Genomic DNA, 11,923 nt, shown 5'->3' with positions numbered 1-11,923 from the left:
GTATGGCAGCCATCTATAGGCTGCCATCTCTTGATCGATGGAGATGCAACATGAACCACAATCCCGCCCTGAATGGCAGCGCTGCTGACGTCGCGCCCGATCAGGCCGCAACCACCGCGACCTATCGCAAGATTGCCTGGCGCCTGCTGCCGTTTCTGGTGTTCCTGTTTGTGCTGGCCTGGATCGATCGGGTCAACGTCGGCTTTGCCAAACTGGCGATGCTCGACGATCTGGGCTTCAGCGAAGCGGTCTACGGACTCGGCGCCGGTATATTTTTCATCGGTTACTTCCTGTTCGAAGTACCCAGTAACCTCTTGCTGGAGAAGATCGGCGCACGCCGCACGCTGGCCCGGATCACGATCCTCTGGGGCCTGACGTCAATGGCGATGGCCTACGTCTCCAGCCCGATGTCGTTCTACATTTTGCGGTTTCTGCTCGGGGTGTTCGAAGCCGGGTTCTTTCCTGGCGTCGTGCTGTACCTCACCTACTGGTTTCCGGCCGCCCAGCGCGCACGCATCAACGGCATGTTCATGACCTCGTTTGCCATTGCCGGTGTAGTAGGCGGCCCGATTGCCGGCTTCATCATGAGCCGCATGGTAGGTGTCGGGAGTCTGGCGAACTGGCAATGGCTGTTCATCCTCGAAGGCATTCCTTCAGTGCTGGCAGGTTTTGCTGTGCTTCGCTATCTGCCGGAGAAACCCGTCAATGCCAAATGGCTGAGTTCTGCCGAACAGCAGATGGTCAGCGCGGTGATTGCTCGCGAAGACGCGGAGCCGGAAAAACACAGCGACCTCAAGGCGCTGGTCCGTAACCCCAAGGTCTGGCTGTGTACGCTGGTGTATTTCTGCATTGTCTCGGGGAACGCCACCATCGCGTTCTGGACGCCTTCGGTGATCAAGTCGCTGGGTGTCAACGACACCATGAGCATCGGCCTGTTGGCGGCCATTCCTTTTATCGTCGGCACCCTGGCCATGCTGTGGAATGGTCACCATTCGGATAAAACCGCCGAACGTCGCATCCACTGCGCCACGGCAGCCTTGCTCGCAGGATTGGGCCTCATCGCAACCGGCCTGTGCCTGGGTAACGCAACCATGGCCTTGATCGCGCTGACCATTGCAGCAGCCGGGATTCTTGCGGCGTTTCCGGTTTTCTGGTCAATCCCCGGCGCTTTCCTCGCGGGGACTGCGGCAGCGGGCGGTATTGCACTGATCAACTGCATCGGCAACCTGGCTGGCTTCATCGCGCCTTACATGATTGGCTGGCTGCGCACCTTGACTGGCAGCCTTGCGGCGGGCCTGTACTTCGTTGCTGCGTTGGAGATTCTGGCTGCAGTGCTGGTGTTCTGCCTGTTCAAGGATGTGAAAGTCAGCCGTACGAAGTGAGCTGTGGGAGATTCTCTGTTTGCATGCAATCCCGCAGGACCGGCTCCCACAGGGCTGAGTTGATCTTGCGCTCGCCACCGCCCACAAAAAAGCCCCCGGACCATTTGGCCGGGGGCTTTCTCTGTACGGAACTCTCTACAACCTATTTCTCCAACGGCTTACCTGCCGTCTCCCTGGCGCAGATCAGCGCGATCAGCGTGATGCTCAACGCTGCGCACACGTAAAGCGAAACTGCCAACGTCGAGCCATAGGATTTATACAAAGAGGCAATAATCAGCGGAGCGAAGCCACCACCGATAATCCCCGCCAGCGTATAAGCCAGCGACGAACCGGCATACCGGACGCGAGTCGGAAACTGCTCGGTAACGAAGGCAGCTTGCGGTCCGTACATCGCCGCGTGAATGACAAGGCCCACGATCACTGCGACACAGATCGACAGTGGCTGAGCCGTATCCATCAGTTTGAAGAACACAAACGCCCAGACCATCGCGCACAGCGCGCCGCCGATGTACACCGGTCTGCGACCGATCTTGTCCGAGAGGATGCCGAACAGCGGTACACAGATCGCATTCAACCCCGCGCCAATCATCGTTGCAGTCAGCGCCAAAGGACGCGGCAAGTGCAGGACCGTGGTCACATACGTCAGTGTAAACACCACGACCAGCGCATACAGCACATCCGAACCCACCCGTGCGCCGCCCGCCAGCAGCAGCCGACGCCAGTGATTGCTGAAGACTTCCTTGATGGGGGTCTTTGCCGTTGCATTGTGTGCTTCGATTTCCTTGAAAACCGGCGTTTCTTCCACTCCGCGACGTAACCACAGACCAAAGATTAACAGCGCGACGCTGGACAGGAACGGGATGCGCCAGCCCCATGACTGAAAGTCTTCGGGGCTCAATCCCCATGAAACCAGCGCGATGAAGCCGGTGCCCAGCAACGTACCGCAGGAAGGGCCGACCTGAGTGAACGAGGCGTTACGACCGCGTTGATGCTGCGCGCCGTGCTCCATAGAAAGTAAAACCGCGCCCGCCCACTCGCCGCCAATTGCTGCGCCCTGCACGAAGCGCAACGCCACCAGCAGAATCGGACTCCAGATACCCCACGCGGCGTAAGTCGGCAATAGCCCCATAAGCCCCGTAGCGACACCCATCAGAACCAGCGTGGTAACCAGCACGAAACGGCGGCCGAGCTTGTCGCCCAAGTGACCAAAAACAATGCCCCCCAAAGGCCGGGAGATGTAGCCGACGGCATAGGTAGAGAACGCGAGAATAGTGCCGGTGAGAGGATCAAACGACGGGAAGAAGATCGCATTGAAGACCAGCGCCGCCATCAGGTTGTAGACCGTGAAGTCGTACCACTCCAGCGTCGTGCCGATGGTACTGGCGGCTGCGAGGCGACTCATCTTCTTGCCCGAAGCCACGGGCGCTGAAGAGGCAACCGGTGGGGCGTCGGACAGCGCCTGCGAGGTTTGCGTTGTACTCATCATGTTCTCCATTAATCAACAATGAAGAAATGATCTGTCGACACATCGAGGCCTGACAAACGGGTTTTTTACACGGCAACGATCAGTTTTTCTTGTGCAAAATGGCCTGCGCACCAATCAAGTGCCACGAATGAACCACGCTGGCGCAAATGGCAATCATGGCGCGCGCAGCATATTGATCCTGTAGAAGCTCACCGAGTTTACGAGGCCAGCGATAGTGGTTTGGCTGACACTCCGCCATCGCTGGCCTCGTAAGCTCGGTGAGCCCCTACAGGACTGGTTCAACTTGACAGTACCGGCTCAACCTTGACCGGCAAAACCGACTCCGTTTCACCATTGAGCGCCTTGTTCATTTTTACCGTATCCAGCGCCCCGACCCATTTGGCGATGGCCATGGTGCCGACGCCATTACCGATGGTATTGGTGATCGCCCGGGCTTCGGACATGAAGCGGTCGACACCTAACAACAACACCATCCCCGCCACCGGAATGGTGCCCAAAGAGGAAAGCGTTGCTGCAAGGATGATGAAGCCCGAACCGGTCACGCCCGCCGAACCTTTGGAGGTGAACATCAGCACCGCCAGCACGATCAACTGGTCGGTCAGCGTCAGTGGCGTGTTGGTCGCCTGAGCGATAAAAATAGCCGCAATGGTGTAGTAGATCGCCTGTCCATCCGGGTTGAAGGTCAGACTGGCCGGGATAATCATGCCGGCCACGGGTTTCGAAACCCCGGCTTTTTCCATTTTGGTGATCATCTGTGGCAGCACTGACTCCGACGAGCTGGTGCCCAGCACAGTGAACAACTCCTCCTTGATGAACTTGAGGAATTTCCACAGGCTGAAACCGCTGTAGCGACAAATAGGCCCGAGGACAAAGATCACAAAGACGATGCAGGTCAGGTAAACGCAGGCCATTAATTTGCCCAGGGAAAACAGCGAACCAAAGCCGTATTTGCCGATGGTGAATGCGATAGCGCCAAACGCCCCGATCGGGGCCAGACGCATGACCATGTTGACGATGCGGAACATGCCCTGCATCAGGCTATCCAGCATGTCGACAAAGGGTTTGCCCTTGGGTCCGACATGAGCCAGCGCCACGCCGAGCAGGATTGAAAACAGCAGGATCTGCAGGACGTTGCCTTTGGCGAATGCGTCGACGATGGTGTCCGGGATGATATTCATGAAGAAATCCATGAACGTCGTATGCTTCGCCGCCGTGGTGTAGTTGGCAAGGCTGGAGGCATCCAGTGTCGCTGCATCGATGTTCATGCCTGCGCCGGGCTTGAACACATCAACTACCACCAGGCCGACGACCAGCGCCAGCGTGGAAACCACTTCGAAATAGATGAGTGCGCGAAAGCCGACACGCCCCAGCTCTTTCATGTTTTCCATCTTGGCAATGCCGGTCACCACGGTGAGGAAGATTACCGGGGCCAGGAGCATTTTGATCAATTTGATGAACGCGTCGCCCAAAGGCTTGAGCGCTGTTCCTGTCTCGGGAACCAGTACACCCACCAGCGCGCCAAGGATGACGGCGATGAGCACTTGCACGTATAGCTTGCCAAATATTCTTTTCATGACAGGGCCCTGATTTTTATTGTTGTCAGGAAATGCCGAGAAGTCAGCTCCAGTGAACTGCCCCTCGGCGTTGTGCCGCAGTACTACTTTGAATCAGCGGTTGATCAGCGCGATCACCGCGTCGGTGATCTGCCGGGTGGTGGCGTTGCCACCGAGGTCCGGGGTATGCAAACCGCTCTCGGTCACAGCTTCGATGGCCGACATCAACTGCCTGGCCGCATCCGCTTCACCCAGGTGCTCGAGCATCATCGCGGCAGTCCAGAACGTGGCGATCGGATTGGCAACCCCTTTGCCGGTGATGTCGAAGGCGGAGCCGTGAATCGGTTCGAACATCGACGGGAATTTGCGCGATGGGTTGAGGTTGGCGGTAGGTGCAATCCCGAGGCTGCCCGACAAGGCAGCCGCGAGGTCGGACAAAATGTCAGCGTGCAGGTTAGTGGCGACAATCACATCCAGTGTCGAAGGCTTGAGCACCATTCGCGTGGTCACTGCGTCGACCAGTTCCTTGTCGATTTTGACGTCCGGGAAGTCCTTGGCAACTTCGTAGAAGATCTCGTCCCACAACACCATGCCGTGGCGCTGGGCGTTGGACTTGGTGACCATGGTCAAGTGTTTACGTGGCCGACTTTGCGCCAGTTCGAACGCAAAGCGGTGAATGCGCTCGACCCCTGCACGGGTAAATACCGAAACCTCAGTGGCGACTTCTTCCGGCAAGCCCCGGTGTACACGGCCGCCGTTGCCGGAGTATTCACCTTCGGAGTTTTCACGCACTACCACCCAGTCGATCTGGTCGCCGTTGTGCAGGGGACTTTTCACCCCAGGCAATACACGCGCCGGGCGCACATTGGCGTACTGATCGAAACCCTGGCAAATCGGCAGACGCAAGCCCCAGAGAGAAATGTGGTCCGGCACATTGAGGGCGCCCACCGCGCCGAAGAAAATCGCATCGAAGGTCTTCAGCTCTTCAAGGCCGCCTTGCGGAATGTAGTGACCGTTTTTCAGGTAGTTGTCCGAGTTCCAGTCGAAGTGTTTGAAGTTCAGCTCAAAACCGGATTTTTTAGACAGGGCTTGCAGCACTTCAACGCCAGCGGCGATGACTTCGACACCGATGCCATCACCTGGAACCGCAGCAATTTTGTATGCGCTCATCGTTAACTCCACTCTCGTCATTTTCTTGTTGTTCCCGTCGAACCGGGCTGTCCAAACGGGGTGTGGTCGGAGTATATGTAGTGAATCAAGAGGCGTGAGTTACTCCAAATCACTACATAAATAACTTTGAGTTACGAATGAGCCAGACGCTGGATTTGTCCTTTTTCTATCTGTTAGCCAATAAAGGCAGTCTCGCGGCGACTGCGCGCGAGCTTGGCGTCACCCCGCCAGCCGTGAGTAAACGCCTGACCGCGCTAGAGGCGCGGCTGGGCATTCGCCTGGTTCATCGCACCACGCGTTCGATGAGCCTGACGTCCGAAGGCGAGTTGTATTTCTCCCACGCGGCGCGGATCCTCACCCAGATTGATGATCTCGAACAATTGATGAGCAGCAGCCGTGCAACGCCCAAGGGCTTGATTCGTGTCAATGCCTCGCTGGGGTTCGGTCGCCGTCATGTGGGCCCTGCCCTTGCGGCATTCTTCGCGCACTATCCGGAAGTCGAAATCCAGCTGGAGATCAGTGACCATCCGCTGGACCTGGCGGCGCATGGTTTCGATTTGGGTATTCGTTTCGGAACACTGCCGGACGCCGCCTTTCATGCGCGAAAGATTGCCTCCAACCGTCGTTTACTCTGCGCGTCGCCGTTGTATCTGGAGAAATACGGCACGCCGCAGAAACTCAGTGAGCTGCAGCACCACAACTGCATTTTCATTCGCCAGAACGAATCGCCTTATGGCGTCTGGAGCTTCACCAACGGTGGACGCACAGACAACGTCAAGGTGCATGGCGCACTGGGCTGCAACGATGGCGAGGTCGCCCTGAACTGGGCGCTGGAGGGGTTCGGCATCCTGCTCAGGGCTGAATGGGACATCGCCCGTTATGTGCGCAGTGGCCGATTGCGTCTGGTGCTAGAGGACCAGACGCCGACCCGGGCTGACGTGTACGCGGTTTACCCGCAGCAATTGCATTTGTCAGCACGAGTGCGCAGCCTGATCGACTTTCTGATCGAGCGTTTCAAGCACATCGATAACGTCGAGGAGAATTAGCCTGTGGTACGTCCCAGTTGCCACACCCGGGCGACATCTCTCGCCCGCTCCTGCAATAAACGCGGTGCGTCCTGACAGGCTTCTGCCAGGGTCATCGGACCGGAAACCACCGAAAACGCAGCGGCAATACCGTGCTGATACAGCGCTTCATAGCCTTCGCCCAATGTTCCGGCGAGGATCACCACCGGCACGCCATGCTTCTGGGCGACGCGGGCCACGCCCATGGGGGTTTTGCCTCTCAGGGTCTGGAAGTCGCAACTGCCCTCCCCGCTGATCACCAGGTCTGCGTCCCGGACTTTTTCTGCAAGGCCAACCAGTTCAGCCACCACTTCAACACCCGGTCGAAACCCTGCCCTCAGGAATGCTTTCGCGGCAAAGCCCATGCCTCCGGCGGCACCCGCGCCGGGTTCGTCTCGCACATCGCGTTCGAGGACGGCCGCGCAACAATCGGCGTAGCGCGCCAGTGCGTGATCCAGCGATTGTATTTGCTCAGGGCTCGCGCCCTTTTGTCGGCCAAAGGTGAAGGAAGCCCCTTGTGGCCCGCACAGCGGGTTATCGACATCAGCGGCGATCTCAAAGCTGACCGATTGCAAACGGGGGTCAATACCACTCAGGTCGATGCGCGCAAGATCGGCGAGCGCGAGACCGCCGGGAGCCAACGGTTTTTCTCGCGCATCATAAAACCGCACACCCAATGCAGTGAGCATGCCCGCACCGCCGTCGTTGGTTGCGCTGCCGCCGATGGTCAATACGACCTTCTCAGCACCTGCATTCAGAGCTTCGACAATCAATTGGCCAGTACCGACAGTCGACGTGATGCAGGCGTTGCGCTGTGCCACCGCCACCAGTTGCAGACCGCTGGCTTCAGCCATTTCGATGATTGCAGTACGCGACTCGGGCAACCAACCCCATTGAGCGGTAACGTCTGTGCCCAGTGGGCCGGTGACAATCTGCTGACGTCGTTCACCGTCGAGTACGGCCAGGATTGCATCCACGGTGCCCTCACCGCCGTCGGCCATGGGGCATTGAACCAGTTCTGCGGAAGGGAAAACTTCAGCCAGGCCCAGCGCGATAGCTTGAGCAACATCGGCCGCACTCAGGCTGTCTTTAAACGAATCAGGTGCTATGACGATCTTCATTGATGCTCTCCGGCGATCTATTTGTTGTGCATTCAGGCTGACACCTTAACCGCCGCTCGCGCTTTAGTCTTTCGCACAACATTAGAGTTATTCAATTGTTCGCCCGCACAATAAATCGGTTTCAGGCAGCAATTGCACGCCGAGGTATAACGCAATCAAGTCATCCAGCCGGTCCAGATCCAGCCCGCTGATTTCGGCGATCCGGTCCATCCGGTAACGCAGGCTGTTGCGGTGCACACCGAGGGACGCGGCGCATTGCTGAACTTGCCCACTGTGTTCACACCAGCTGCGCAAGGTTTGCATCAATTGACCATTGCTGTCCTTGACCCGCACCTTCTCGACAATCGCCAGCAACTCCTCCGTCGTGCCCTCCTCGCGATGCGCCCATAACATCACCGGCAGGCGATAACGCGTCAGCATTAAAACGCTCTCGTGCGTCTTCACCTCCAAGCCGTAAGCGGCCAACGTCTTCACGCGGGCACAGACGTTGCGCAGTTGCGCGATGTTCTGTGCAGGCACCCCAAAGGCCAGACGCTCTATCGCCCAGCCCTGGGCCTGAATTTTTTGTGAGAGTTTGTCAGGATCAATCCCCACCGTGGAGGGATAGCACCAGAGCAGGTTTTTTTCAGAAAAGCTCAGGCACCAACTGTCCGGCGTTCGTCCGTGCAGCCACTCACACACCGATGCCATCGCTTGATCCGAGGTGAGTTCAATCCACACCGGAGTGCGCGAGAGCTGAGGCTTCAGACCCAGACGCTGCGCCTCATCAAGGAGCCGGGCCGGGTCGCCGCTTCCACTCAGCAGCAATGACAGCAGTTCATCAATGCGCAGTTTGCGCCACTGACGCTCGTCCTCTCGTTGACGCTGCGCGACGAGCATTTCAGCGGTCATGCGCAGCAACTGCGCGTAAGTCTCCAGCGCTTGCGGATCACCAGTCAGGCCCAGAACCCCAATCAAACGCCCGTCATGCATGAGCGGCACGTTGATGCCCGGCTGCACACCCTTGAGGCCCGACGCGGACTGCGCGTCGATGAGCACCACTTGCTGAGTAGCGAGAACCTGCCGGGCGCCCTCATGACGGGTGTTGATGCGCCCGGCTTCGCCGCTACCGAGGATCAGCCCCTGGCTATCCATCACATTCACGTTGCAGGGCAGGATGGCCATCGCGCGGTCGACAATTTCCTGTGCCAGCGCGTAGTCCAGTTCAAACATGCTCTTGTCCTTGAAATGCACGGGCCGGATAACGCCCGCTGACCATCATGAAGGTCCGGTTACCGTTTTTACAAGTCAGCTGCGCGACACCAAACAAGCGGAACGAGAAATACAAATTGGTCGGTCCAATTCAGGATAACTAAATATTGGTCTTGCCAATAAAATTCCCGGCGTGTAGTTTTCAGGCGTGATCATCCGAGCGGGCACCTGCCCGACTACAACAAAAAGAGATCAACAAAGAGAGCCTCCTGATGTGTAGATATCCCGCCTGCAGCGCGCTCGGTGCCCTTCCCCTCAACAAGGAGCATCAGCATGCTGACCGTCATCTGTAACGAACCCGGCTCGTTAACCGCTATCGAACGCGATAAACCGCTCAGAAAAGCCGGAGAAGTCCTCATCCGCGTCAAGCGCGTGGGTGTCTGCGGCACCGACCTGCATATCTTCACCGGCAACCAGCCTTACCTCGAATACCCACGAGTCATGGGCCATGAGTTCTCCGGGGTCGTCGAAGACGCCGACAGCACCAGCGAGCTTGCTGCTGGCGACGTGGTTTACGTGATGCCCTACCTTTCCTGCGGGACATGCATCGCTTGCCGCCAAGGCAAAACCAACTGTTGCACCCGAATTCAAGTGCTGGGGGTTCACTGCGATGGGGCGTTCACCGAATACCTGAGCATCCCCCAGGCATTCGTTCATAAAGCGGCGGGTGTTTCTCTTGATCAGGCCGCGATGATCGAATTTCTCTCGATCGGAGCCCACGCGGTGCGTCGCTCAAATGTGCAGGCGGACAAGCGCGTGCTGGTGGTCGGCACCGGTCCGATTGGCATGGCCGCAGCGATCTTCGCCAGTCTTCGCGGCGCGAGGGTCACGGTACTGGATACCCGCGAAGACCGTCTGGCCTTCTGTAGCCAACACTTGAACATTCAAGCAGCGGTGCAAATCGGCGAAGGCGACAAGCAGGCTTTGGCCGACCTCACAGAAGGTGATTTTTTCGACGTGGTATTCGACGCCACTGGCAATGCCCGGGCCATGGAGCGCGGCTTCGAGTTCATCGCTCACGGCGGCACCTACGTCATGATTTCAGTGGTTCGGGACTCAATCACCTTCTCCGACCCTGAGTTTCACAAGCGTGAAGCCACCCTGATGGGCAGCCGTAACGCCACCAAGGAGGACTTCCACTATGTGGAGGAATGCTTGCGCAACGGCCTGATCCCGGATGCAGCGCTGAACACCCATCGGCTGACGCTCAAAGATGTTGCCGAATCGTTCACCACACTGCTCGACCCGAAACAGGGCGTCGTCAAAGCCATCATCGAGTGCTGAAAAAACGCATTTAGAGGACGCACCATGAACCAGCCCTCCTTGCTTGTTTTATCACCCGGGGATGACGTCGCTGTCGCCCGAGGTGACATCGCCGAAGGCCGGCAGCTCAGCGCCGACGGCATTGAGCTGATCGCCCGGCAGCCGATTCCGTCCGGCCACAAGATTGCCCTGCGCGGCGTATCGGCCGGGCAACACGTGCTCAAGTATGGCCAGCCCATCGGCCAGGCAATGCAGAACATCGAGCCCGGTGACTATGTCCACGTGCATAACCTGGCCATGCCGACCGTTAATTCCGAACACAGCGTGCAGAACGTCTATTCGCCCACTGCATTGAGCCACGAGCCAGCCACGTTCGAAGGTTACCTGCGCGACGATGGAAGGGTCGGCACCCGCAATTACATTGGCATCATTTCCAGCGTCAACTGCTCCGCAACTGTCTGCAAACACATTGCCCAGGCTTTCACTGCCGAGCGCCTGAAGGACTTTCCCAATGTCGATGGCGTAGTTGCCATCACTCATGGCAGTGGTTGCGGCATGGGCGCCAAAGGTGAAGGCATCGACATCCTCAAGCGGACGTTAAGCGGCTACGCGAATCACGCCAACTTCGCCGGTGTGCTATTGATCGGCCTGGGGTGTGAGGTCAACCAGCTGACCCCGTTGCTGGATGAGCTTGACGACCGCGCAACCCTGTTGAAGGCCAGTCTGATCATCCAGGATGCGGGCGGCACACGTGAAACCGTGCAACGCGGCATCGCCCATATAGAGGCAATGTTACCAATCATCAATAAATTCCAGCGTACAACCGTAGCGGCTAGCCACCTGTGCGTCGGTCTGCAATGCGGCGGTTCAGACGGTTATTCGGGCATCACCGCCAATCCGGCGCTGGGCGCGGCCGTCGACCTGCTGGTGCAACAAGGCGGCACCGCGATACTTTCGGAAACCCCGGAAATCTACGGCGCTGAACACTTGCTCACGGCCCGCGCCGCCGCCCTGGAAATCGCAGCGCAATTGATGGAGCGGATTCATTGGTGGGAAGCCTACGTCCGCCACAACGACGGTGACATGAACAACAACCCCTCGCCCGGCAACAAGGCCGGGGGCATCACCACCATTCTGGAAAAATCCCTGGGTGCGGTGGCCAAAGCAGGTGCTACCGGCTTGATGGGGGTTTACCAGTACGCTGAAACCATTAAAGTCCGGGGGCTGGTGTTCATGGACACGCCGGGCTACGACCCGGTGTCTGCGACAGGTCAGGTGGCAGGCGGTGCGAACCTCATTTGCTTTACCACCGGCCGGGGATCGACGTACGGCTGCAAGCCCACACCCTCGCTGAAGATTGCTACCAATACGGGGCTTTTCCAACGCATGGAGCTGGATATGGATTTCAATGCCGGGGGGATTGTCGACGGGGTTGAGTCCGTGGCCGAGTCAGGTCAACGGTTGTTCCAGTTGATGCTCGATACCGCCTCCGGACGGCAAACCTGCAGTGAAGAAAATGGCTTGGGGGATAACGAGTTTTTGCCATGGCAGATCGGCGCGGTGATGTGATAGCGGCTTGAATCCAGACAGCATGGACGGTTTCATCAGCGGCGAAACAATCAGTCGCTATGGT

The 11,923-nt window shown here is 58.1% G+C and carries 9 protein-coding genes; 4 read left to right on the top strand and 5 right to left on the bottom strand.

Features of this window, described 5'->3' with window-relative positions:
• Positions 1–50 precede the first annotated feature (50 nt).
• Positions 51–1,382, top strand: coding sequence for an MFS transporter (locus CKW31_RS26175; protein ID WP_095101508.1), 1,332 nt, complete (start codon positions 51–53; stop codon positions 1,380–1,382).
• A gap of 142 nt (positions 1,383–1,524) precedes the next feature.
• On the opposite strand, the gene CKW31_RS26170 is transcribed toward CKW31_RS26175, so the two are convergent.
• From CKW31_RS26170 to CKW31_RS26160, 3 genes are all read right to left on the bottom strand, one after another.
• On the bottom strand, positions 1,525–2,865 hold the full coding sequence (locus CKW31_RS26170; protein WP_095101506.1) for an MFS transporter: 1,341 nt from the start codon (positions 2,863–2,865) through the stop codon (positions 1,525–1,527).
• 281 nt (positions 2,866–3,146) lie between these two features.
• Complete coding sequence (locus CKW31_RS26165) at positions 3,147–4,442, bottom strand: dicarboxylate/amino acid:cation symporter (RefSeq protein ID WP_095101504.1); 1,296 nt, start codon at positions 4,440–4,442, stop codon at positions 3,147–3,149.
• A 93-nt stretch (positions 4,443–4,535) separates the two neighbouring features.
• Positions 4,536–5,591 (bottom strand): tartrate dehydrogenase, encoded by a 1,056-nt coding sequence (locus tag CKW31_RS26160; RefSeq protein ID WP_095101502.1) that lies wholly within the window; start codon positions 5,589–5,591, stop codon positions 4,536–4,538.
• A gap of 137 nt (positions 5,592–5,728) precedes the next feature.
• Here CKW31_RS26160 and CKW31_RS26155 point away from each other — a divergent pair, with 137 nt between their 5' ends.
• Entirely contained in the window at positions 5,729–6,637 is a 909-nt protein-coding gene (locus tag CKW31_RS26155) for a LysR family transcriptional regulator (RefSeq protein ID WP_095101500.1), read from the top strand.
• On the opposite strand, the gene CKW31_RS26150 is transcribed toward CKW31_RS26155, so the two are convergent.
• Together CKW31_RS26150 and CKW31_RS26145 are read right to left on the bottom strand one after the other, a co-directional pair.
• Complete coding sequence (locus CKW31_RS26150) at positions 6,634–7,776, bottom strand: glycerate kinase (RefSeq protein WP_095101498.1); 1,143 nt, start codon at positions 7,774–7,776, stop codon at positions 6,634–6,636. The two genes, CKW31_RS26155 and CKW31_RS26150, sit on opposite strands and share 4 nt — an antisense overlap.
• An 87-nt stretch (positions 7,777–7,863) precedes the next feature.
• Entirely contained in the window at positions 7,864–8,988 is a 1,125-nt protein-coding gene (locus CKW31_RS26145) for a sugar diacid recognition domain-containing protein (RefSeq protein ID WP_095101496.1), read from the bottom strand.
• 312 nt (positions 8,989–9,300) lie between these two features.
• Between CKW31_RS26145 and CKW31_RS26140 the strand changes: the two genes are divergently transcribed.
• Both CKW31_RS26140 and CKW31_RS26135 read left to right on the top strand, forming a co-directional pair.
• Complete coding sequence (locus tag CKW31_RS26140) at positions 9,301–10,311, top strand: zinc-binding alcohol dehydrogenase family protein (protein ID WP_095101494.1); 1,011 nt, start codon at positions 9,301–9,303, stop codon at positions 10,309–10,311.
• A 24-nt stretch (positions 10,312–10,335) separates the two neighbouring features.
• Complete coding sequence (locus CKW31_RS26135) at positions 10,336–11,859, top strand: UxaA family hydrolase (RefSeq protein WP_095101492.1); 1,524 nt, start codon at positions 10,336–10,338, stop codon at positions 11,857–11,859.
• Positions 11,860–11,923: the final 64 nt, after the last annotated feature.

The organism is Pseudomonas sp. Irchel 3A5 (assembly GCF_900187575.1).
GTDB lineage: Bacteria > Pseudomonadota > Gammaproteobacteria > Pseudomonadales > Pseudomonadaceae > Aquipseudomonas > Aquipseudomonas folii.
This window is presented reverse-complemented; position numbering and strand designations above follow the sequence as displayed.

Coding starts and splice junctions, on each gene's coding strand:
- CKW31_RS26175 (WP_095101508.1), top strand. CDS start 51: ATGAACCACAATCCCGCCCTGAATGGCAGCGCTGCTGACGTCGCGCCC.
- CKW31_RS26170 (WP_095101506.1), bottom strand. CDS start 2,865: ATGAGTACAACGCAAACCTCGCAGGCGCTGTCCGACGCCCCACCGGTT.
- CKW31_RS26165 (WP_095101504.1), bottom strand. CDS start 4,442: ATGAAAAGAATATTTGGCAAGCTATACGTGCAAGTGCTCATCGCCGTC.
- CKW31_RS26160 (WP_095101502.1), bottom strand. CDS start 5,591: ATGAGCGCATACAAAATTGCTGCGGTTCCAGGTGATGGCATCGGTGTC.
- CKW31_RS26155 (WP_095101500.1), top strand. CDS start 5,729: ATGAGCCAGACGCTGGATTTGTCCTTTTTCTATCTGTTAGCCAATAAA.
- CKW31_RS26150 (WP_095101498.1), bottom strand. CDS start 7,776: ATGAAGATCGTCATAGCACCTGATTCGTTTAAAGACAGCCTGAGTGCG.
- CKW31_RS26145 (WP_095101496.1), bottom strand. CDS start 8,988: ATGTTTGAACTGGACTACGCGCTGGCACAGGAAATTGTCGACCGCGCG.
- CKW31_RS26140 (WP_095101494.1), top strand. CDS start 9,301: ATGCTGACCGTCATCTGTAACGAACCCGGCTCGTTAACCGCTATCGAA.
- CKW31_RS26135 (WP_095101492.1), top strand. CDS start 10,336: ATGAACCAGCCCTCCTTGCTTGTTTTATCACCCGGGGATGACGTCGCT.